Origin of the sequence: Pseudomonas sp. GM18 (genome assembly GCF_000282195.1) — a bacterium.
Lineage (GTDB): Bacteria > Pseudomonadota > Gammaproteobacteria > Pseudomonadales > Pseudomonadaceae > Aquipseudomonas.
Window position 1 is genome coordinate 37690 of the sequence record NZ_AKJT01000127.1, and the last position, 21256, is coordinate 58945.

Here is a 21256-nt window from a genome sequence, read left to right on the forward strand (position 1 = left end):
GCGTCTTGCACCGGAGCATGGCGCTTGTGTCCTCAAGGTTTGGCCTGTCTGTGCGGCGGGATCGGCTAATCTGCTGGTTATAACAATAACCACAGGTGAACCCAGTGAGGCAGACCACCGAGGCGTTCCGCGCGCGCTACCGTGCCGACATTCATCCGCTCTACAACCCTTGGTTGCACGGTGCCTTTGTGTTGCTGTTCGGGTTGCTGGCCATCGGCGGGTTCTGGAGCACGGTGCATCAGGTGCAACCGCTGGAATGGCTGGCGGTGCCGCTGACCTTGTTGTTTTTCAACTTCGGCGTGTACGTCGTGCATCGGCATCTGGGGCACCATAAAAAGAGCCTGGCGCGGATGTTCTACGCCCGTCACGCCGGTGACCATCACAGCTTTTTCACCCCCGGCCACATGACCTGTGACAGCGCCCGGGACTGGCGGGTGATTCTGTTTCCGGCCTGGCTGATCGTGTTGCACACCCTCGTCATCACGGGGCCTGCCTGGTGGCTGCTGGCTCAGCTCAATACCAACGTCGCGGGGCTGTTTGGCGGCTGCATGGTGCTCGGTTACCTGACCTACGAGGTGTTCCATGCCTGCGAACATCTACCGCCCGGCAACCCGGTGACGCGTTTTCCATGGATCCGCCAGATGCGCCGTCTGCATGAGCTGCATCACCGTCGTGAGCTGATGCAGGAGCGCAATTTCAATATCGTGTTGCCACTGATGGACTACCTGTTCGGCACCCTCTACTGGGAACCGGAGCAAGCGCCCCCGCACCTGACGAGAACGTCCATGACCCGTATGCAGCATGTGATCGACATCGCTGGAAACCCGGTCGCGGTGCTCGCCTACGCCAGCACCGCGACCCATTGGCCGCAGTGGCATCCGTCCTCCCTCAAGGTCGACGGTCAGAGCGGCCCGTTGTATTCCGGTGCACGGTTCGAGGAAGACATACGCGCCGGCGGGCGTGAGGGGCATTTGAGCTGGGAAGTCGACGAATACCTGCCCGGACGCCGCTGGAGGGCTCGGGCCCGGGGCGATCATGGTCTGTCGTTGGTGGTGACTTACGAGTGTGAGGTTGAGGGTGATGGCACGCGGTTTGTCCGCACCCTGGAGTATCACTTCAGCGGCCTGGGGATGCGCATTGCCAATCGTCTGTTGCTCAAGCGGCGCATCGAGCGCGAATCGGCGGAGTCGATGCTGGCGTTACGCGAGATGGCGCAAAAATATCTGGCCGAAGCAGGAGTCAGCGCATGAAAAGACCCCTCAAGTTTCGGCATTTATTGCTGCTGCTGATTATCGTGATTAGCGCCTTGCTGTTGTTAATGCCGACCAAGGTTCAGCCGGTAGCCTGGAAACCGCCAACGGCGCCTTCCCTCGTCGATGGCATCTACGCCGACAATCAGCGACTCAAAGGCGTGGAACGTGTCGGTGCCGCTGACATCGACGGCCCGGAGGCGTTGCTGCTGGAGAAAGAAGCCCTCATCACCGGCCTGCATGACGGCCGGTTGATTCGCACCAGCCTCGACGGCAAAACCACCCAGGTGCTGGCCGATACCGGCGGCAGGCCGTTGGGCCTGGCGCGGCATCCCAATGGTTTGCTGGTGATCGCCGACGGGGTCAAGGGTTTGCTGTCGCTAGACGCTCAGGGTCGGTTGATTCCATTGACCACCACGGCCAACAACGTGCCCTTCGGTTTTACCAATGACGTGGCCATCGACAAGCCCGGGCATTACGCTTATTTCAGCGACGCCTCCAGCCGTTGGGGCTACGGCAAGGATGGCGAGGCGATCATCGAGCACGGCGGCGACGGCCGTTTGCTGCGTTATGACTTCCAGAGCGGCAAAACGGCGGTCCTGCTGGACAAACTGGAGTTCGCCAACGGCGTGACACTGGGGCCTGACGACGCGTTTGTGCTGGTCAATGAAACCGGCGCCTATCGCATCAGCCGCTATTGGCTGACCGGGCCGAAAGCCGGCACCCACGATCTGTTCATCGACAATTTGCCCGGGCTGCCGGACAACCTGGCATTCAATGGCCGCGACCGTTTCTGGGTGGCGCTATATGCACCGCGCACTGCACTGCTTGACACCACGGCGCCCTACCCTCTGGTACGCAAAATGATCGTGCGGGCGTTGACTATCCTGCCCAAACCCCTGGAGAAACGCGCCTTCGTCCTGGGCCTGGACCTCGACGGCAAAGTGATTGCCAATCTGCAGGACGCCAGCAGCGGCAACTACTCACCCATCACCACCGTACGCGAATATGGGGACTGGTTGTATCTGGGGTCGCTGAAAGCGCGGCACATGGCGCGGTTGCCGTTGAGTGCAGCGTTGAAATAGAGGGTGTAGCCAAAAGATCGTCCGAAGGCTCGGGCCGCATTCGGACAATCTTTTGATTTTGAATCAATGCGGATCCCGTATTGATCCCCGTTCCAATTGTTCAGTCACCGGTCGTCGGTGATTCTGCACAGCGTCTCAGGACGGCGTCTGAAGTCGCTCAACGATCTTATTCTTGACCTGCACGCGCCTCTCCTTGAGCTTCTTCAGTGCCTCATCGCTGGGAGCATCCGATTGTGCGGACTCGGCCTTCAACACCTCTGCGTCCGCCTGGGTGTACTTGTTGAGCAGTGAATCCAGTAACGGATCCTTGGTGCGTTTTTGCTGGATCTCTTCCTTCGTGCAGCGCAAGTCCTGATAAAGGTCATGGGTCACCGGCATGGAACACCTCCGTTTGTTAATCGGTGGCAAACGTGATCGATGGCGTTCGCCAATTATCAGAATGGCCTCGCTTACCCGGTTCTGTCGACCGTCTATCAGACCAGCGGTGTCCGTTCGTCGTCATGTCGCAAACGCGATAAACCCCTTGCCCGAGTGCCGGCCTCCATTGAATAACAATCATCCGGATCGCCTGGAAAGCGCCCCTTGAATCAACCGCCGAGCACCGTGCGAACCATGCGTGTCAGCGCTTCAGGACCATAAGGTTTACTCAGCAGATAAGTGTCGGAGCTGAGTTGGTGATTGCGCGAAATAATGTCCCGGGTGTGGCCGGAGGTAAACAGCACTGCCACCGGAGGATTCTGCACCTTGGCCCAGGCGGCCAGGTCCGGGCTTTTGATCAAGCCGGGCATGACCACGTCGGTGAAGATCAGGTCCACCGCTACGCCTTCCAGCAACATCTGCATCGCCAGGTCACCGTTGGCTGCGGTCAGGACCTGATAACCCTCTTCGCGCAACAAGTCCACGGCCGAACTGCGTACCGCTTCATTGTCCTCGACCACCAGAATGGTTTCATGCCCGCCCCGGTGCTGCGGAGCATGGTGCGTTGTTTCATCAGGCAACGGGCGCAAGCTGCGAGGGAAATACAGCTGCACCCGGGTGCCTTGCTCGACGACGCTTGCGATCTCGATATGCCCGCCGCTCTGTTTGACGAAACCGAACACCATGCTCAATCCCAGGCCAGTGCCCTGGCCGTCGGCCTTGGTGGTGAAAAACGGTTCGAAGGCCTGTGCAAGCACTTGCGGCGGCATGCCGACACCCGAGTCAGCCACAGTCACGCAGACGTAATCGCCAGCGACGATCCCCTTGCCGGCGCAAAACTTGCGGTCAAGGACGATGTTCTCGGCGCTCAGGGCAATGGTCCCCTCGCCTTTCATGGCATCCCGGGCGTTGATCGTGAGGTTGAGAATGGCGTTTTCCAGTTGATTGCGGTCCACGTAGAGGTGCCATGGATCGTCAGGTGCGGACACCTTGATCTGGATCGTCTCTCCCAGCGCTCGCTGCAATAATTCCCCGAGGTCTTCGAAGATCTGCCGTGGGTCGCATACGGCCGGTGACAAGGGCTGACGACGGGCAAAAGCGAGCAATTGCGAAGACAATTTGGCCCCGCGCTCGACCGCGGCAATCGAGGCGCCGACCCGGCGTTGCACGTTGGCGTTGTCCGGCTCGTGACGCGCCAGCAAGTGCAGGTTGCCGGCGATCACCTGCAACAGGTTGTTGAAGTCATGGGCCACCCCGCCGGTGAGACCGCCGATGGCTTCGAGCTTCTGTGATTGACGCAACTGCTCTTCGGCCGCCAGCCGCGCCTCGACTTCTTCGGCGACTCGTTGCTCCAGGTTGCGGGTGAACTTGAGCAAGGATTCTTCGGCAATCTTGCGTTCGTGGATGTCGATCAACACCCCGGGAAAGCGCAACGCTTCACCTTGCTCATTGAACTCGCAACACCCGCTGGCGAGCACCCACAGGTAACTGCCATCGGGACGCAGAACCCGGTATTCGACGTTATAGGGCACGCCGGTTTCCACCGACTGATTCATCCGCTCCCGGACCCAGCTGCGATCATCAGGATGAATCTGCATTTGGGCGATAGCCGGTGGCAGGTTGGCCAGGTCCTGGCCTGGCGGATAGGAAAACGTGCGGGCGAATCGCTCATCGCCCGACAGCACATCAGCCTTGATATCCCAGACAAACGAGCCGAGCAAAGCCCCGGCATTGAGGGCCAGGCGAACCCTTTCATTGTCGGCACGGTAGGCGTTTTCGGCTTCCTGGCGTCGGCGTTCGGAAATCACATGGTCAGTGGTTTCAACCACCATCGCCATGACCCCGGCGGGACAGCCGTCATCATTGGCGACAGGGCTGTAGTAAAGGTCCATCCAGACGTCTTCGGGAACGCCGTCGCGCAGCAACACCAGTGCTTTGTTGTGATAGGACAAGGTGCCGCCCGCAAGGCAGGTGTCCACCACATGCCGATTGAATTCGGCGACCTCCGGCCAGCCCATTTCCACCGGGGAGCCCAGCAGGTAAGGATGGCGGCCGCCGGCAAATCTTGAGTAGGCGTCGTTATAGATCATGTAACCGGGGCGGCCCCACAGCATCACCATCGGCAGCGGTGAAGCGAGCAATAACTGCACCGCGCTGCACAGGCTCCCGGGCCAGGTGTCGATGCGACCGAGTTCGGTCAGGCTCCAGTCGAACGCACGAATGCGTTCGGCCATTTCGCCGCTCCAGCCAGTACATCCGTGGCTATTGTCTAGAAACTGCATCGACTGGCCTATGTCTTGTGAATGACATGTTTTCAGGCAGTGCAACAGCATGAGGAGACGGTGCCTGCCCGTATGTTTCGAGCACTGCCGACGCCAATGGTTTCATAGAGGTATAGCTGATTCTCGACCGGCCCTTCGGCAGCGCCTATGGGAAAGCATGTGACCATGGGTTCAGCGGAAATCCCGGCTGCGCACATGGATACCGTCGAGCAATGAACTCAGGTCGCTCAAGCGTCCGGCAATCAGGTGCCGCACCTCGCCCACCTTTTCCCAGCGTCCGTCGACCTTGAGCAATTGCGAACCGACCAATACCTGCCGTTGCCGTTCGGCCAGGTCGCGCCAGACCACCACGTTGACGTTGCCGAACTCGTCTTCAAGCGTCACGAAGGTCACACCGCTGGCGGTTCCCGGACGCTGCCGACCGGTGACCAGCCCGGCGACGCTGACCGGACGCCCATGCTCGACCATCAGCAATTCCCTGGAGCTGCGACAGCGCCGGGCCTTGAGTTCCCCCCGCAGCAACGCCAGCGGATGCGGGCCGAGAGTGGTGCCGACACTGGCGTAATCGGCTTGCAAGTCTTCGCCCACGGTGGGTTTGGGCAGATCCACCGCTGGCTCTTCCTGACTCGGCAGACCGGCAAACAAACCGAGCTGCTTCTGCACCCCCGCCACCTCCCAGCGCGCCCGATGCCGATCACCGGCCAGCCCGCGCAGTGCACCGGCATCGGCCAGTTGCTCCTGGGCGCGAGCATCGAGTCGTGCCCGTTCGCCAAGGTCGGCGATGTCGGCAAACGCCCCTTTCGACCGTGCGACTTCAATGCGCCGGGCATCGTCTTCGCGAAAGCCCTTGATCATCCGCAGCCCCATGCGAATCGCCGGCTGCGCGCCGGTGACCGGTTCCAGGCTGCAATCCCAGTCACTGGCCCGCACGTCCACCGGGCGAATCTGCAAATGATGGCGGCGGGCGTCCTGGAGAATCTGGTCCGGGCTGTAGAAACCCATGGGCCAGCTGTTGATCAGCGCACAGGCGAAAGCCGCCGGCTCGTGGCATTTCAACCAGCAACTGGCGTAGGTCAGCAAGGCGAAACTGGCGGCGTGGGATTCGGGAAAACCGTAATCGCCGAAGCCTTTGATCTGCTCGAAGATCTGCGCGGCGAACTCCGCCGTGTAGCCGTTTTTCTTCATTCCGTCCGCCAGGCGTTCCTTGTGCGGTTCCAGTCCGCCATGGCGTTTCCAGGCCGCCATGGAGCGGCGTAACTGATCGGCCTCGCCGGGGCTGTAGTCGGCGGCGACAATCGCGATCTGCATCACCTGTTCCTGGAACAGCGGCACGCCCAACGTACGCTTGAGCACCGCTTCAAGTTCTTTCGACGGGTATTTCACCTCTTCCTCGCCCTTACGCCGCCGCAGATAGGGATGCACCATCCCGCCCTGAATCGGCCCCGGACGAACGATCGCCACCTCGATCACCAGGTCGTAGAAGTTCTTGGGTTTGAGCCTGGGCAACATCGACATCTGTGCCCGGGACTCGATCTGGAACACCCCGATGGTGTCCGCATGGCCAATCATCTCGTAGGTTTGCGGGTCTTCGGCCGGCACCGTCGCCAGGCTCAGGTCACGGCCCCGGTGCCGACGCAGCAGATCGAAACAACGGCGAATCGCGCTGAGCATGCCCAGCGCAAGAATATCGACCTTGAGCAGCCCGACCGCATCCAGATCGTCCTTGTCCCACTGGATGATGGTGCGCTCGGCCATGGCGGCGTTTTCCACCGGCACCAGGCTGTCCAGAGGCTGCTCGGAAATCACGAAACCGCCAGGGTGCTGGGACAGGTGCCTCGGGAAACCGATCAATTGTTGGGTCAGGCTCAGCACCCGACGCAATACCGGGCTGTCGGGGTCGAAACCGCCCTCACGCAGACGCTCGACCGGCGGTGCCTGATCACTCCAGTGGCCGCAACAGTCGGCCAGGGCGTTGACCTGATCCGGCGGCAGCCCCAACGCCTTGGCCACATCGCGTACCGCGCCGGCACCGTGGTAAGTGCTGACCACCGCCGTCAGCGCCGCACGGGCCCGGCCATAACGTTGAAACACGTACTGCAGGACTTCTTCGCGCCGCTCGTGCTCGAAATCCACGTCGATGTCCGGCGGTTCGTTGCGTTCCCTGGAGAGAAAGCGCTCGAACAGCAGCGTGCTGCGATCCGGGTCGATCTCGGTGATCCCCAACACGTAGCACACCGCCGAGTTGGCGGCAGAACCGCGCCCCTGACAAAGAATGTGTTGCTGGCGGGCGAAATTCACAATGTCGTGAACCGTGAGGAAATAACTCTCGTACCCCAGCTCTGCAATCAGCTCCAGTTCCTTGTCGATCTGCGCCAACACCTCGGCCTTGGGGCTTTTTTCCCAGCGCCACCGAATACCCTTTTCAGCCAACGCCCGCAGCCAGGACGTGGCCGTGTGACCGTCAGGCACCAGCTCCCGGGGATATTGATAGCGCAACTGACCGAGGTCGAAAGTACAGCGTCGGGCGATATTCAGCGTCTCGTCGAGCAGCGACTGCGGGTAGAGATCGCGCAAGTCGTCGAGACTGCGCAAATGCCGTTCGCCGTTTGGGTGCAGACGCAACCCGGCCTCGGCCACCGGCAGGTGATGGCGGATCGCGGTCATGGTGTCCTGCAAGGCGCGCCGCCCCCGGGTGTGCATGTGCACATCGCCGCTGGCCACCACCGGGATTCGCAGCTCCCGCGCCAGGGTCAGCAGCGCCGCCAGTCGCCGGAGGTCGTCCTGCCCGCGATGCAACTGAACGCTCAACCACAGGCGCTCGGCGAAGGTCTGCTTCAGCCAGTGGCCCTGCGCAAAGTCATCGACGGCGTCCGGCACCCACAACGCCAACAGCCCCGGCAACGGCTCGCTGAAATCCTCCCGCAGCACCTGATACTGGCCTTTCTGCGTGCGGCGTCTGGCGCGGGTAATCAGTCGGCACAGGGCTTGGTAACCCTCAAGGTTTTCCACCAGCAGCACCAGTTTCGGGCCGCCTTCGATGCGCATTTCGCTGCCGATGATCAGCGGCATCTCCACGGTCTTGGCCGCCTGCCAGGCACGGACGATACCCGCCAGCGTGCATTCGTCGGTGATTGCCAGCGCTTGATAGCCCTGCTTTTTCGCCCGTTGAAAAAGCTCAAGCGCACTGGAGGCACCGCGCTGGAAACTGAAGTTCGACAGGCAGTGCAGCTCGGCATAGTCAACGCTCATGCGAACCAGCCTTGCAGCCACAACGGACCGTCTTCACCCACCGCCCGATAGGCCCAGCCCTGCTGACCGGAACGGGTTTCGATCAGGTAGTAATCGCGGCGCACATCAGCGCCGTCCCACCAGCCGGACTCGATGCGCTCCGGCCCCATGAGGATGCGCGTCGAGCCTTCGTGTACCGCCTGCGGTTCAGTCAGCAACCAGCCCGGGCGTTGCACGGCAGGCAGTCCCCCGCAGGCCTGGCTGTCGACAGTGGTCTGCCACGCGCATTCCGGCCGGTGATCGGCCTGGAAGCGCAAGCCCTGCACCGCGTCATCCCCCAGCCGTGCGCGCAAGCGTTCACGCAGTTGCTCCCAGGGCAAGGACTGCTGCGGACGGTCGTCGAACAGTTCCTGATACTGGGGCACGAAGGCGGGTAGATCTTCGGCGCGCAGACGAAAACCGCGCACCGGCGCCTCGACCTGAACCTGCTCCAGCCGCCCCCGGGCCAGTTCGAACAGCATCGCCGGATCGCGCTCGGCGCTGAGCAGGCCGACCTTGATCACGGTGTCCGGCAAGCCGGCGTGTTCCAGGTGCAGGTCGAAACGTTGCACGCCGCTGTCCCGGCCGCAGAGGAACGCCGACAGATCGCCGGTCAATCGTCTTAAAGGAAACAGCAACGCCTGATGAGACTGCACATCGAAATTGAGCTCGATGCGCACATCGAAACGGTCCGGCGGCAGGTAAAACGCCAGCGCCAGCCGCCGCTCACCGAACAGGCTGTCCAGATGCTTGAGCACCTGGGCCTCGAAACGCCGGGCCAGGCTATGCCGGGGCAACGCCTGCACCTGACTCAAGGTGCGCAGCCCCATGCGCGATAACGCCGTGGCAACGCTCGGCTCCAGGGCGATCCGGTCGATGGGCAGTTGCCCGAGGTGATGCTGCAAGGCGTCATTGTCCGGCACCACCAGACCGTCATAAACGTTGGCCAGCACCCGCGCCGCCACCGGGTTGGGCGCGGCGACAATCCGATGGCGAAACCCCAGCTCGGTGAGCTCGGCGCGCAGCCGCGCCTCGAACTGCGGCCAGGGCCCGAACAAGCCCAGGCTGGATTCGATTTCAAACACCACGGCACGCGGGTAATGCACGCTGACCTGAGAGCTGAACCGATAGGCCCAAGCGGCCAGGAACTGCTGCCAGTGTTCGATCTCGGCGGCATCGTATTCGGCGGTGACGAACCCTTTGCTCAGGGCCTGGGCGGCCGTCATCGACTGACCGGGTCGCAAACCCAGCGCCCGCGCCGAACCGTTGACCGCCTGCAGCACCCGACGCTGGGCCGGGCCGGTCAGCAGCGCCAGTGGCTCGTCGGGGTCGGGGCGCTGACGCAGTACCGCGTCCAGCGCCAGTTGCGGGAAGACAATGCAAACCCAGCGCATGGCAACCTCAATGCCCCACGGCAAAGGCAATCGGCGCCGAACGGGCCAGCCCGCCCCGGCACTTGAGCACCCGCAACTGGGCAGGCTTGGCATCGATGGCGATGCGCAGGGCCGCTGGCGACGGGTTGATGGCTTCACTGAGCGAGCGATAGGCGAACGCCAGGGTCTGGCCGGTTTCGGCCGCTACCTGTAAACGTCGCAACGCCCGGTCATCGGCCTGGTGCGGCCAACACAACACCGCCCCGCAACTGCCCGAGCGCAGGCATTGTTCCGCCGCCCATAGCGCATCGCGCTCGCCGGCCTGGATGATCGACAACTGGCGCAGATCAACCCCGGCGTTCTGCCAGGCCTGGGGATACGGCACATAAGGCGGCGCCACCAGCACGATGCGCTCGCCCGCCGCCGACAGCCGTGCCAGCGCCGGCCACACCAGTTGCAACTCACCCACGCCCTGCCCGGCCAGGAGGATTTCGCTCAGCGCCGCTTCCGGCCAGCCACCGCTCGGCAACGCCGCATCCAGCGCCGCATGCCCCGTGGGTTGCGGGCTGACGGCCGGTGGCGCAGGCCGGCCCTTCCAGACCTGGCCGCCATTGAACAGCGTATCCAGCGCAACGACGGCGCCCATCACCCTTGCCTCACCAGACCACAGAACACGCCTTCGATGGCCAGCTCCTGATCGGCTCGAACAATGATCGGCTGGTAAGCCGGATTGCGCGGCAACAGGCGAACAGCATCGCCGACCCGCTCGAAACGCTTGATGGTGACTTCGCCGTCGAGCCGAGCCACCACGATCTGCCCGTTGAGCGCTTCAGGATTGCGCCGCACGCCCACCAGATCGCCGTCGAGAATGCCGTCCTCGATCATCGAATCGCCCTGGACCCGCAGCAGGTAATCCGGCACCCGCGAGAAAATCGACGGATCGAGCAGCAAACGGCTGTGGACCTCGGCATCGGCACCGATCGGCGCACCGGCCGCCACGCGGCCGAGTACCGGAACGTCCAGCAGCTCGGGCCGCGGCGGCTGGTTCAACAAGCGGATGCCGCGCGCCTGATGCGGATTGACCTCGATGAAACCGGCTTCGGTCAGCGCCAGCACATGCTTGCGCGCCACGCTGCGGGAGGCGAAACCAAAGGCCTCGCTGATCTCAGCGAGGCTCGGGGGCTGACCGTGTTCGGCGATGCGATCGCGGATGAAGGTCAGGATGGCGGTACGGCGGGGAGTTAAAGTCGTCATGGAGTACATTTGTACTCTTTCGGCTTTTTCCTGGCAAGGACTTGGTGTACGCGATCCGCTATTTAGCCGACGCGCAATGCACGCAGGTCAATGCGACCGTCCTTGAGCGGTGGGCACCAGTAGTAGCCGCCAGTGATCGGTCGGCTGATGCGGTACAAACCGTCGGTGATGCCGTCTTCCAGACCGCTCATGCGCCGCAGTTGGGCTTCGAATGCATCGAGGGAAAAACCGAATGCCAGGAACATCAGCCCGGCGCGATCGCCTTCGATCCACGGCATCGAGCGACGGACCACGAAGGCTTCAGGTGCGAAGCTTTCCTGGGCGGTGCGTTTGACGTGGGCAGAGATTGGCGCGTCGTCGAGTTCTTCGTTATCGCTCAGGCGCCGGCCCATGATGTTGTCCTGCTCATGGGACGGCATCGCGTGGAAGCCTTTCAAGTCATGCTGCCATTGCTGGATCGCGGCGAAGCTGCCACCGACCAGCCCCTCAGCGCCCTCGCCCAGCAGCGCGGCGGCTACAGCGGCTTCGTCGTGAGGGTTTTCGGTGCCGTCTTCGTAACCGGTCAGGTCATTGCCGGTCATGTGGCGGAAGGTTTCGTTCATCTGCACCAGACGCAGTGCCGGTGCCAGTGCGGCTTCGATCGCGTGGCTGCGATTGAGCAATTCGCCACGGTCAACACCGTGCAGCCAGCACCAGAGCGCGTGTTGGGTCGACGGGTTGTCGACGCCGACACCGACCAGCGCAGGAAAGGCGCGCAAGCCGTCGATCTGCGTGTGCAGCGCTTTGACCAGGGACTCGCCGAAACCGACCACCGCCGATTTTCCGTCCACCAGGCGCGTCAGGTTATCCAGCGCTGCCGGCAGTGCCTCGGCGGATTCGAGGGCGAAGAACATATGACGAGCTTGAGGCGGAACTGGGGTGGCGAGAATGCCCGGCTGGTAGTAACTCATATGAACTCCTTAAAAAGAGTTGGAGTTTAACCGGGGGATCGTCAGTTGTGTGCTATCAGGACAAAAGATCAGAACCCGGGAGCGGGTCATGACAATTCGTGTTGCGATCTGGTAAAACGATTCAGCTATGCTGATCAGGCCTTGACCTATTAGCGGTACGTAGCGATAACACCTTATCCGCATCACCCAATCCAGACGGGGTAGCGACATGACCACAGCATCGATCCTTGGCAACCTGTTTCCCACCGCCGACAGCATCCCGGAAAAGTACCGCCTCAACGGCCAGACCGAACAGCGCGAATACCTGGTCGACGGTGAACTGAAAACCTGGTCCGGCCCCCTCGCCCAGGTGCGCAGCCCGGTGTACCTGAGCGGCGCGAATGGCGATGAACAAGTGATCCTCGGCAGCACGCCACTGCTCGATGCCGATACCGCACTGACCGCGCTCGACGCGGCTGTCCGCGCCTATGATCGGGGCCAGGGCCTGTGGCCGACCATGCGCGTGGCCGAGCGCATTCAGCACGTCGAAACCTTCCTCGGTCGCATGCGTCAGCAGCGCGATGCGGTGGTCAAGTTGCTGATGTGGGAGATCGGCAAGAACCTCAAGGACTCGGAGAAAGAGTTCGACCGCACCTGCGACTACATCGTCGACACCATCAACGCCCTCAAGGAACTCGACCGCCGCTCCAGCCGTTTCGAACTGGAACAGGACACCCTCGGCCAGATCCGTCGCGTTCCACTGGGCGTGGCGTTGTGCATGGGGCCTTACAACTACCCGCTGAACGAGACCTTCACCACGCTGATTCCGGCGCTGATCATGGGCAACACAGTGGTGTTCAAGCCGGCCAAGCTTGGGGTGCTGTTGATTCGTCCGCTGCTGGAAGCCTTTCGCGACAGCTTCCCGGCCGGGGTGATCAACGTCATTTACGGCAGTGGCCGCGAGACCGTCAGTGCGCTGATGGCCAGCGGCAAGATCGATATCTTTGCGTTTATCGGCACCAACAAGGCCGCCAGCGACCTGAAAAAACTCCACCCAAGGCCTCACCGCTTGCGCGCGGCACTGGGCCTGGATGCGAAGAACCCCGGCATTGTGTTGCCTGAGGTGGATCTGGACAACGCGGTCAGCGAAGCCGTCACCGGCTCCCTGTCGTTCAACGGCCAGCGCTGCACCGCGCTGAAAATCCTCTTCGTCCATGAAGACGTGGTCGAAGCGTTCATCGAGAAATTCAACGCCAAACTCGCCTCACTGAAACCCGGCATGCCGTGGGACAGCGGCGTGGCCCTGACACCGCTACCGGAGGCGAGCAAAGTCGATTATCTGCACTCGCTGGTGGCAGACGCGGTCAGCAAAGGCGCCGCCGTGGTCAACCCCAACGGCGGTGAAGCCCGCGCGTCGTTCTTCTACCCGGCCGTGTTGTACCCGGTGACACCGCAGATGCGCGTCTATCAGGAAGAACAGTTCGGCCCGGTCGTGCCGATCGTGCCTTACCGTCATCTGGACACCGTGATCGATTACGTCCTGGAATCCGACTTCGGCCAGCAACTGAGCATCTTCGGCACCAACCCGGTGGCGGTCGGCAGGCTGGTGGACACCTTCGCCAACCAGGTCGGCCGGATCAACCTCAACGCCCAGTGCCAGCGCGGCCCGGACACTTACCCGTTCAACGGCCGCAAGAACTCCGCCGAGGGCACGTTGTCGGTGCACGATGCGCTGCGGGTGTTTTCGATCCGGACCCTGGTGGCGACCAAGTTCCAGGAAAGCAGCAAAGAGCTCATCAGCGAGATCATCAGCGGCCGGAACTCAAGCTTCCTGACCACCGACTATATCTTCTGAGGACACCAAAACTGACCATCATCAAAGGCCTTCGACTGCCACCGCTGTTGCGCCGAATACTGCGTCCGTTGCTGGACCCGTACCGGCGCTACCGCCACGCCAAACTGATCCATGCGGTGCGGGTTTCGTTGGGGTTGCTGGCGACGATTCTGCTGACCACCGGCATCCATCTGCCCCACGGCGAATGGGCGTCGGTGACCATGCTGGTGGTGATCGGCGGCTTGCAGCACCACGGTAATATCGGCAAAAAAGCCGCCGAGCGAGCCATCGGTACTTTGATCGGGGCCGGTGTCGGCTTGTTGCTGGTGGCGCAACAGGCCTGGCTCGGGATGCCGTGGCTGACCTATTTCGCCATGTCGGTGGTGTGCGGATTTTTCTCGTACCACGCCATCGGCAAGGGTGGTTATACGGCGCTGCTGTCAGCGATCACCGTGTTTATCGTTGCGGGGCACGGTGACAACCCGGTCACCGATGGCCTGTGGCGCGGGGTGGATATTCTGATCGGCATCGCCCTGGCACTGGCGTTCTCCTTCGCCCTGCCGCTGTATGCGGTGTACTCCTGGCGTTACAACCTGGCCGATGCGTTGCGCGACTGCGCGGCCATCTACGGCCGTATCATCAACGGCGAGTCCGTCACCGCTGACGAGCACCTGAAGCTCATGAATCGCTTGAACGCCGTCATGGTGCAACTGCGCTCACTGATGCCCTCGGTGTCCAAGGAAGTGCGGGTTTCCATGACCGAACTCGATGCAATTCAGCGCAATCTGCGGATGTGCGTCAGCATCCTGGAAATCCTCGGCAATAGCCGGCCGAATGCCGATGACTCTGAGGCAATGGCCCATCTGCAATCGACATTGAAAACCGAGCACCGACAGATCCGGGTGCAACTGATCGGTATGGCTCGGGCATTGAAATCGGGCGCTTCACAACGGCTCAGCCGGCCAGCCGAACCGCCATTGGACTCAACGCTCGATATACCGGTCTACAGTCCGCTGGATGGCTACCGATTGCTGACCCGACAATTGACCGCGAACATCGGCGAGATGCGCCAGCGTCTGGCGAAAACCGCACCGCGCTGGAACATCTGAGAGGCCGTTTATTGTGTAGCCACCCGCCGAAGCTTCAGGCCCCAACCCTGTTGCATCCCGGCGGCAGCCAGCAGAATCGCGGCGACACCGATCCATTGCAGCGGCTCCAGGCGATGGCCGAAGGCGAACCAGTCCACGAAAATCGCCGCAATCGGATAGATGAACGACAACGCGCCGGTCAGGGCGGTCGGCAGCTTTTGAATCGCCCCGTAGAGCAGCACATACATCAAACCGGTATGCACGATGCCCAGCGTCACCAGGCTGGCCCAGGCACTGGGCGCTTGCGGCATCGCCGAGAAGTGCGCAAAAGGCGCGAGCAACAGCACGCCGGTGCAGACCTGGATCAACGCGATCAGATGCGGTGGCGTGCCGGTCAGCCGTTTGATGATCAACGCGGCAATCGCGTACAGGAAGGCAGCACCCAAGGCCAGAGCGATCCCCATCAGGTAATCGTTGCCACCCTCGCCTTGCTCGCCATGTGCGCTGACAATCGCCAGCATCCCGAGAAACGAAATGCCCAGCCAGAACAGTTTTTGCAGGGTGATTTTCTCCCCGAGAAACAGCGCCGCCAACCCCACCAACATGAACGGCTGGACGTTATAAACCGCCGTGCCGATGGCAATCGAGGCGCGAGAATAGGACGCGAACAACAGCACCCAGTTACCGACAATCGCCACACCACTCAGTACGGCCAACAAGAAAGTGGTGGACGTCAAAATGCCAGGACGCAGGAAGCCGAACGCCGCGCAGATCAGCAACAACGTGGCGGCACCGAACACGCAGCGCCAGAACACCACGTCCAGCACCGGTTGCCCGGACACCAGCACGAACCAGCCAATGGTCCCGGAAATCAGCATGGCGGCGGTCATCTCGAATGAGCCGCGACGTAGTGTTTTGTCCATCATCAACCTCCTGTGTTTGAGGCCAAAGTATGCCAATCCACCGAGGGGCTTCTCCAGCGCAAAAAGCAGGCTAAACTCGGCATCTGCCTTTTTTATCAAGGCTTATCCAGCCGATTGCCTAACAGGGGACTCGCCATGACCGACGACATTGACCAAGTGCTGATCAGCGCATTGATGGAAGACTCCCGCCGCTCGCTCAAGGCCCTGGCACAGATCAGCGGCCTGTCCTCGCCCAGCGTCGCCGAGCGCCTGCGCCGCCTCGAAGAACGCGGCGTACTCAAGGGCTACACCGTCGAAATCGACCCCAAGTGCTTCGGCTATCAACTCCAGGCCATCGTCCGCATCCGCCCGTTGCCGGGCCAGTTGCAGGAAGTGGAGCGGCAGATTCAGGCGATCCCCGAATTCACCGAGTGCGACAAAGTCACCGGTGACGACTGCTTCATCGCCCGCTTGCATGTGCGCTCGATGGAACAACTGGACACCCTCCTCGACCGCCTCAACACCCACGCCGAAACCAACACCGCCATTGTCAAGAAAACCCCGATCAAGCGCCGGCTGCCACCGATGGCGTGAGTGCTGTTTTGTTCGCAGAGGCGTAGATTGGTGTTTTTCCGGCGAAGGATTGGCGGTATGAAAACTCAGGCCATGTTACTGGCGGCGGTGATGCTTGCAGGCTGCGGTACGTTCCAGACAGTGGTGCGTAGTGATGAAGCAGCGGCAAAGAGCCTCAAGGAACAGAAAACCTACTGCGGTGCGGTTCCACGGATCTATAGCGGCGTGACTTATGACTTTTGCAGCCTACACGGGGCTCCAGGCCCGGGCATCGATGAGTATAAGTACAACAATGGCACGCCCTTTGTGCTGATCGACGTAGTCATTTCCGGCGCTCTCGACACCCTGCTCCTGCCCTACACCATTTACCGGCAGCAGGCCGATGGCAGCATTGTCATTACCGAATAACCTTGGGCGCCCCGATTCCCAGACAATAAAAAACCCGCCGAAGCGGGTTTTTTACTCAAGGCTGGCGATCAATCATCGCGGCCCATGATGCCGAACAGCTGCAGCAAGCTGACGAACAGGTTGTAGATCGATACATACAGGCTGATGGTCGCCATGATGTAGTTACGCTCGCCGCCGTGAATGATGGCGCTGGTCTGGAACAGAATGCAGACCGAGGAGAACAGCACGAAACCTGCGCTGATCGCCAGTTGCAGACCGCTGATCTTGAAGAAGAAGCTCGCCAGCGTCGCACCCAGCAGCACGAAGAAACCGGCTGTGATGAAACCGCCCAGGAAGCTCATGTCCTTACGGGTGATCAGCACATAAGCCGACAGGCCGCCGAACACCAGCGCGGTCATCGCGAAGGCCGAGCTGACCACTTCCGCGCCGCCCTGCATGCCCAGGTAACGGTTGAGGATCGGGCCGAGCAGGAAACCCATGAAACCGGTCAGCGCGAACGCAGAAACCAGGCCCCACGCCGAGTCACGGAGTTTGTTGGTGAGGAAGAAAAGGCCGTAGAAGCCGATCAGCACGACGAAGACGTTCGGGTAACCGACACGCATCTGCTGCGCGACAAACGCCATCACGCCGCTGAATGCGAGGGTGAGGGCGAGTAGGCCGTAAGTGTTGCGCAGGACGCGGCTAACCTCTAGCTGCTCAGCCTGCACGCTGTTATTAACTGCGTAATCCTGTTCGCGCATGGCGACACTCCTGTTGGTTTGAAACGTTCAGTCGCAAAGATCATAACAGACGCTCTGTAACAAGCCATGCAGAGAGTTTGACAGTGTGTTTCATTCAGGTATTATGGCGCCCGCAACGCAAACGGAGGTGTGGCCGAGTGGTTTAAGGCAACGGTCTTGAAAACCGTCGACTGTAACAGGTCCATGAGTTCGAATCCCATCGCCTCCGCCATCTTATGTACGACAAAGCCCTGATTATTCAGGGCTTTGTCGTTTCTGGGGTTTGGCTTTTGGTCCGCTGATTTCGATGCGTTACAAAACTATTTGGTAACCGTTACAAAACTTTCCTGATTTTTCCTCTCCTGGCCTCCTGCCAATCGTAAAAAATCCTTCATAGAACCCGGTACTACGCTGACCTCATAACCGAGGATTCGCGATGCCCAATTCAGATCTGCTCCCTTCCCTCCTGTACAAGATCAACGAAAACCAGCTCGCTCTAGAGGCGGCTATCCTGGAGCTCTCAAACTGGGTTGAGCAACGCGGGTCAGCTGAGGTCGCCGACAACGTGCGCGGCGCTCTGGAAGCAATTGACCGCAATGAAGAGTTCATCAAGATGACTCTAGCGGTACTGCTGACGCCGGACTGAGGATAGATCGGCAAAATTAGCCTCTGTCGCCCTCGGAGCCGGACGCGACCGAAGAAAACCGACCAAAATTAAACCTTTCAACTAAAACACTTGAATTTTACTGAGGCACTGGATATTCTGAGGGCCAGATTCAATAAAACCCGAGGGTTTACTACCATGTCGCTTACAAAATTTGGTTCTGCGGTCAGGGAATATCGCCGCCAAAGAAATATTACTTTGACGACTATGGCTGCTGCGCTTGGCTCTTCTCCAGCGTTCTTGAGCGCAATGGAAACAGGCCGAAGCAAGGTGCCTATGGAATGGGCCAGCAAAATCGCGAAGTACTTTTCTACAGCTGGAGCTCCCGTCCAGGAGAGTGAGCTGAAATCGTTGGCGTGCGAAGCTAACGATAGCGTCTCACTAGAAGGGCTACCACCGCATCACAAGATGCTAATAGCAGGTTTTGCAAATTCTCACTTAAACCAAGAACAGCTTGCCAAGCTCGGCAAATTGCTGACCGAAATATATGCCGAGGGCAGTAAAGATGATTGAAGCAAGTGAGGTACCGTATCGCATGCGTGGACATCGCGTTCACCCATTTACTACCGACGTAATTGAGAATATTGCTCAACGCGTTTGCCAGATTCTGAAGCTGGGGCGCCGATCATTCACACCCAAGCAAATCGGCTCCACCATTCACACTCTTGAGCATCATGGCGAAATTCATGTAGACGTGATTAGCAACGATGAATGGCTCGACTATACGAAGGCAACGGTAGACCCACAAGCAGGCATGATCTATATGCCAGACAAGTTGCATACTGAGTTGATGAGGGGAAAATCAGAGGCAATACGAATTTTTTTGCACGAACTAGGGCATGTGTTTCTCTGCCACAAACCTTTGCTTCACTTCAGCGAAAACCCTCCTCACGAAACAGAGGACTCTGAATGGCAAGCAGATTATTTTGCTGACGCAGTGATGCAATATTTGCACATCCCCCTGAAAGAGGAAAAGCAGCTAGAACTGAGGTTTTTCTGATCACTCACACTCGCAATGTGAGGACAAAAACATGGAGCATTTGATCTGCCGATAAAGTAATCCGCTCACTTTACGCTGAGCAATATAGGGAATCAGACACTGCACCTCTTAGCGCGGCGCAGATCATACCCCCCTGTATTAGCTTTGTCCATACCAGCCGAGAGCGGCAACAATGAGACGAGGTCTGTATGAGTACTTATACCGACGAAAGGGGAACCTTTATCTTGCGCTGGACGCGCCATCTGAAGAATGGCGCGGTTATCAGAGCAAAAGGTAAACCTTTCAAAATCTACATCAGTAAAGCATAGGCAGATGGGGGTGCAACCCTTAAGCCACTGACTTTGCTGAAGTGAGCACGTGACGGTTAGCGACGTGCTTGCCTCGTAAATCCATGAATCTGATGTCAACGCTAGCGAAAAGACGATAGCAGAGGCTGGGATACGAGTCTATAACCGCTCGCCGACTTTATTGGAGTCGACGCCATGTCTTTTACATGTCCGATCGTTCGTCCTGTGCATGTCTGCGCCTACACCCGTATGCGCCGCGGCCAGCTTGAGTACGTGTGCAAACACTGCCGCAGTATGCCTAACCGTTAATTGCGGGCCGCCCTCCTCCAGGGGGGGGCGGTTTTACCCTAAATAAAGAGACATCTTACGTATGCACATGACTTCACTTCAGGAATTGCATCGCAACATGATTGCAATTCGTACCGATATGCAACAGTTCCAAATCGCTATGGGGGCGGCGAGCTTTGATTGCCTCTTTTCCACCCGAGACGCTCCCTTCGTTCTTACGCTAACCTCCAGGGGCAACGCCCCAAAATTCTTCAGATTTGATGTCCTGCCTGGATATCGGATCAAGGACTACCTGGGAGAGATGTATGGCCCACTTCTCGAAGTATTGAGAGTAAACGGCACGAGTGGGCAGCCTTTATCACCGAAACCATTCTTGGATCAACTCAACAAAGCCATACCGACACATGCAGATCTGCGGAACCACCCAGCTCCATCCGAGATCATCAGACTCAGGCCTGACATTGTTGAAGATCGGGATCGCCCGTTTTTTGATAGCTGGATTTACTGGGATCAAACCGTTTCCAGTCCCCGAGGACCTAGCACTCAGAATCTCCAAAAAACTCGTTTGATGCTTGGCACGGATGCAGAGCGACATAGTATCGAGACAAGGGCATCCTCGAAGTGGAGCGCGGTCGACCTCGGACGTAACTGGGGATCAATTTCGCGAAAAGCGGTCACTGTGTAATAACCCGGACGTATGCTTGACAGGCGGCCAGGGCAATCAATCCTTGGTCGCCGGCGTCGGTGATTCCGATAATTCGTTGAGCATGCGCCGGGTCAAGTCGGGCACGCGCTCTTCCATGAACCATGCCGCCGGCTTCGGTACCGGCTGACACTGAGCAGCCACCGGCTGAATCCTCGGCAAGGAGGACTGACAGCCGCAAATCAGAAGTGGCAAGGCGATCGCGTAAACGAGCCTGGTCTTTTTGTGCATTGGTCAAAGCCTCATGGTGGGTTTGATCACTGGCGGAAAGTCGCTGCTCGAGCGCAAGACGCTTGTCCTGATCGGCCCGGACTTGGGCGGCAGCAGCATTGCTGATAGCGGTTAGATCGTCCTTGTGCAGCCCAGACTGTTCGGCGAGTTGCTTTCCGTAGCGCCAGTCCTGGACCTGCCATACGCCACCGGCGGTGATCAGCAGTAGCACCAGCACCCCGACCAACTTCCACACTGCGGTACTCATGGCACATCCTTGAAGAAGACGTGATGACCAAGCATCAGCGTCTGTTTCGCTCCCACAGCCCAGGCTGGAGCTTTCGGCATAGTGGTCGCGTAGTAGTGCGTGGCGCCTCCGGTTGGATCTAGCTCGGTACCGGACATGACCAGGTCAGCAGCTTTCTGCGCTTGGGCGAGCTGCCCGGCCGGGATCGGCTTCGCGCCGCTGAGGAAGGCAAAGTTCGGGTCGTTCGAGTTCCAGCAGCTGAACTGGTAAGGCTTCAGGCACACACCGGCATAGCCTTCCCCCCACCACGACTTCGCCTTGCCATCGTTTACACGGTTGCGAATGGTCCAGGCCACGGCGATCTGACCGGTCAGGCTTTCGCTTCGCGCCTCACCCCAGAGGGTTCGGGCGAGGATGTCGCGGTCTTTTTCGATTGCAGTCATCACTTTTCTCCAGGCAAAAAAATGCCCGCTCAT

At 60.0% G+C, this 21256-nt stretch carries 20 protein-coding genes and 1 tRNA gene; 10 read left to right on the forward strand and 11 right to left on the reverse strand.

Annotated elements, in window-relative coordinates:
- Positions 1-104 precede the first annotated feature (104 nt).
- Positions 105-1250, forward strand: a complete 1146-nt coding sequence (locus PMI21_RS01710) for an SRPBCC family protein (RefSeq protein ID WP_007941772.1) — start codon at positions 105-107, stop codon at positions 1248-1250.
- A complete protein-coding gene (locus PMI21_RS01705) occupies positions 1247-2335 on the forward strand; it encodes an SMP-30/gluconolactonase/LRE family protein (protein ID WP_007941773.1) in 1089 nt (362 codons plus the stop codon). The genes PMI21_RS01710 and PMI21_RS01705 overlap by 4 nt, the downstream gene beginning before the upstream one ends.
- Before the next feature lie 135 nt (positions 2336-2470).
- Here PMI21_RS01705 and PMI21_RS01700 read toward each other — a convergent pair whose 3' ends face one another.
- From PMI21_RS01700 to PMI21_RS01670, 7 genes are all read right to left on the reverse strand, one after another.
- Complete coding sequence (locus PMI21_RS01700) at positions 2471-2713, reverse strand: DUF465 domain-containing protein (protein WP_007941775.1); 243 nt, start codon at positions 2711-2713, stop codon at positions 2471-2473.
- 209 nt (positions 2714-2922) lie between these two features.
- Positions 2923-5034 (reverse strand): hybrid sensor histidine kinase/response regulator, encoded by a 2112-nt coding sequence (locus PMI21_RS01695; protein ID WP_033064263.1) that lies wholly within the window; start codon positions 5032-5034, stop codon positions 2923-2925.
- A 171-nt stretch (positions 5035-5205) separates the two neighbouring features.
- Entirely contained in the window at positions 5206-8304 is a 3099-nt protein-coding gene (locus PMI21_RS01690; protein WP_202948790.1) for an error-prone DNA polymerase, read from the reverse strand.
- Positions 8280-9695: a Y-family DNA polymerase gene (locus PMI21_RS01685; RefSeq protein WP_007941779.1), complete on the reverse strand. Its 1416-nt coding sequence runs from the start codon at positions 9693-9695 to the stop codon at positions 8280-8282. Before PMI21_RS01685 ends, PMI21_RS01690 begins: the two co-directional genes overlap by 25 nt.
- A 7-nt stretch (positions 9696-9702) precedes the next feature.
- Positions 9703-10320, reverse strand: coding sequence for a translesion DNA synthesis-associated protein ImuA (imuA, locus tag PMI21_RS01680; protein ID WP_007941780.1), 618 nt, complete (start codon positions 10318-10320; stop codon positions 9703-9705).
- Positions 10320-10937: a transcriptional repressor LexA gene (lexA, locus tag PMI21_RS01675; protein WP_007941781.1), complete on the reverse strand. Its 618-nt coding sequence runs from the start codon at positions 10935-10937 to the stop codon at positions 10320-10322. Before lexA ends, imuA begins: the two co-directional genes overlap by 1 nt.
- A gap of 53 nt (positions 10938-10990) precedes the next feature.
- A complete protein-coding gene (locus tag PMI21_RS01670; protein WP_007941782.1) occupies positions 10991-11878 on the reverse strand; it encodes a Dyp-type peroxidase in 888 nt (295 codons plus the stop codon).
- Between the two features lie 208 nt (positions 11879-12086).
- Here PMI21_RS01670 and PMI21_RS01665 point away from each other — a divergent pair, with 208 nt between their 5' ends.
- Together PMI21_RS01665 and PMI21_RS01660 are read left to right on the forward strand one after the other, a co-directional pair.
- On the forward strand, positions 12087-13712 hold the full coding sequence (locus PMI21_RS01665; RefSeq protein WP_007941783.1) for an NADP-dependent glyceraldehyde-3-phosphate dehydrogenase: 1626 nt from the start codon (positions 12087-12089) through the stop codon (positions 13710-13712).
- A 68-nt stretch (positions 13713-13780) separates the two neighbouring features.
- Positions 13781-14800, forward strand: a complete 1020-nt coding sequence (locus PMI21_RS01660; protein ID WP_081499562.1) for an FUSC family protein — start codon at positions 13781-13783, stop codon at positions 14798-14800.
- 8 nt (positions 14801-14808) lie between these two features.
- On the opposite strand, the gene PMI21_RS01655 is transcribed toward PMI21_RS01660, so the two are convergent.
- Complete coding sequence (locus PMI21_RS01655) at positions 14809-15702, reverse strand: DMT family transporter (protein WP_007941785.1); 894 nt, start codon at positions 15700-15702, stop codon at positions 14809-14811.
- A gap of 135 nt (positions 15703-15837) precedes the next feature.
- Here PMI21_RS01655 and PMI21_RS01650 point away from each other — a divergent pair, with 135 nt between their 5' ends.
- Both PMI21_RS01650 and PMI21_RS01645 read left to right on the forward strand, forming a co-directional pair.
- Positions 15838-16275, forward strand: coding sequence for an Lrp/AsnC family transcriptional regulator (locus PMI21_RS01650; protein ID WP_007941786.1), 438 nt, complete (start codon positions 15838-15840; stop codon positions 16273-16275).
- Positions 16276-16332: 57 nt separating this feature from the next.
- Positions 16333-16662, forward strand: coding sequence for a YceK/YidQ family lipoprotein (locus tag PMI21_RS01645; RefSeq protein WP_007941788.1), 330 nt, complete (start codon positions 16333-16335; stop codon positions 16660-16662).
- A gap of 68 nt (positions 16663-16730) precedes the next feature.
- Here the strand turns inward: PMI21_RS01645 and PMI21_RS01640 are convergent, their stop codons facing one another.
- Complete coding sequence (locus PMI21_RS01640) at positions 16731-17402, reverse strand: Bax inhibitor-1/YccA family protein (RefSeq protein WP_007941789.1); 672 nt, start codon at positions 17400-17402, stop codon at positions 16731-16733.
- A 123-nt stretch (positions 17403-17525) separates the two neighbouring features.
- Between PMI21_RS01640 and PMI21_RS01635 the strand changes: the two genes are divergently transcribed.
- From PMI21_RS01635 to PMI21_RS01625, 4 genes are all read left to right on the forward strand, one after another.
- Positions 17526-17613: transfer RNA gene (locus PMI21_RS01635), tRNA-Ser, on the forward strand.
- A 204-nt stretch (positions 17614-17817) separates the two neighbouring features.
- Positions 17818-18027: a hypothetical protein gene (locus tag PMI21_RS01630; RefSeq protein ID WP_007941793.1), complete on the forward strand. Its 210-nt coding sequence runs from the start codon at positions 17818-17820 to the stop codon at positions 18025-18027.
- Between the two features lie 156 nt (positions 18028-18183).
- Positions 18184-18558 carry a helix-turn-helix domain-containing protein gene (locus PMI21_RS0128335; protein WP_033064254.1) on the forward strand — a complete coding sequence of 125 codons (375 nt, stop codon included), beginning with the start codon at positions 18184-18186 and terminating at the stop codon, positions 18556-18558.
- On the forward strand, positions 18551-19045 hold the full coding sequence (locus PMI21_RS01625; protein WP_007941795.1) for an ImmA/IrrE family metallo-endopeptidase: 495 nt from the start codon (positions 18551-18553) through the stop codon (positions 19043-19045). Before PMI21_RS0128335 ends, PMI21_RS01625 begins: the two co-directional genes overlap by 8 nt.
- 1249 nt (positions 19046-20294) lie before the next feature.
- Here the strand turns inward: PMI21_RS01625 and PMI21_RS01615 are convergent.
- Together PMI21_RS01615 and PMI21_RS01610 are read right to left on the reverse strand one after the other, a co-directional pair.
- The gene (locus PMI21_RS01615) at positions 20295-20801 is read right to left on the reverse strand and encodes a lysis system i-spanin subunit Rz (protein ID WP_007941799.1); all 507 of its coding nucleotides are present in this window, start codon (positions 20799-20801) and stop codon (positions 20295-20297) included.
- Complete coding sequence (locus PMI21_RS01610; RefSeq protein ID WP_007941801.1) at positions 20798-21223, reverse strand: cell wall hydrolase; 426 nt, start codon at positions 21221-21223, stop codon at positions 20798-20800. The genes PMI21_RS01615 and PMI21_RS01610 overlap by 4 nt, the downstream gene beginning before the upstream one ends.
- Positions 21224-21256: the final 33 nt, after the last annotated feature.

Excerpts from the sequence above, each read along its gene's own strand:
- PMI21_RS01685 (WP_007941779.1), bottom strand. The coding sequence starts at position 9,695 with ATGCGCTGGGTTTGCATTGTCTTCCCGCAACTGGCGCTGGACGCGGTA.
- PMI21_RS01645 (WP_007941788.1), top strand. The coding sequence starts at position 16,333 with ATGAAAACTCAGGCCATGTTACTGGCGGCGGTGATGCTTGCAGGCTGC.
- PMI21_RS01705 (WP_007941773.1), top strand. The coding sequence starts at position 1,247 with ATGAAAAGACCCCTCAAGTTTCGGCATTTATTGCTGCTGCTGATTATC.
- PMI21_RS01610 (WP_007941801.1), bottom strand. The coding sequence starts at position 21,223 with ATGACTGCAATCGAAAAAGACCGCGACATCCTCGCCCGAACCCTCTGG.
- imuA (WP_007941780.1), bottom strand. The coding sequence starts at position 10,320 with ATGGGCGCCGTCGTTGCGCTGGATACGCTGTTCAATGGCGGCCAGGTC.
- PMI21_RS01650 (WP_007941786.1), top strand. The coding sequence starts at position 15,838 with ATGACCGACGACATTGACCAAGTGCTGATCAGCGCATTGATGGAAGAC.
- PMI21_RS01665 (WP_007941783.1), top strand. The coding sequence starts at position 12,087 with ATGACCACAGCATCGATCCTTGGCAACCTGTTTCCCACCGCCGACAGC.
- PMI21_RS0128335 (WP_033064254.1), top strand. The coding sequence starts at position 18,184 with ATGTCGCTTACAAAATTTGGTTCTGCGGTCAGGGAATATCGCCGCCAA.
- PMI21_RS01640 (WP_007941789.1), bottom strand. The coding sequence starts at position 17,402 with ATGCGCGAACAGGATTACGCAGTTAATAACAGCGTGCAGGCTGAGCAG.
- PMI21_RS01625 (WP_007941795.1), top strand. The coding sequence starts at position 18,551 with ATGATTGAAGCAAGTGAGGTACCGTATCGCATGCGTGGACATCGCGTT.
- PMI21_RS01670 (WP_007941782.1), bottom strand. The coding sequence starts at position 11,878 with ATGAGTTACTACCAGCCGGGCATTCTCGCCACCCCAGTTCCGCCTCAA.
- PMI21_RS01630 (WP_007941793.1), top strand. The coding sequence starts at position 17,818 with ATGCCCAATTCAGATCTGCTCCCTTCCCTCCTGTACAAGATCAACGAA.
- PMI21_RS01700 (WP_007941775.1), bottom strand. The coding sequence starts at position 2,713 with ATGCCGGTGACCCATGACCTTTATCAGGACTTGCGCTGCACGAAGGAA.
- PMI21_RS01695 (WP_033064263.1), bottom strand. The coding sequence starts at position 5,034 with ATGCAGTTTCTAGACAATAGCCACGGATGTACTGGCTGGAGCGGCGAA.
- PMI21_RS01655 (WP_007941785.1), bottom strand. The coding sequence starts at position 15,702 with ATGGACAAAACACTACGTCGCGGCTCATTCGAGATGACCGCCGCCATG.
- PMI21_RS01615 (WP_007941799.1), bottom strand. The coding sequence starts at position 20,801 with ATGAGTACCGCAGTGTGGAAGTTGGTCGGGGTGCTGGTGCTACTGCTG.
- lexA (WP_007941781.1), bottom strand. The coding sequence starts at position 10,937 with ATGTACTCCATGACGACTTTAACTCCCCGCCGTACCGCCATCCTGACC.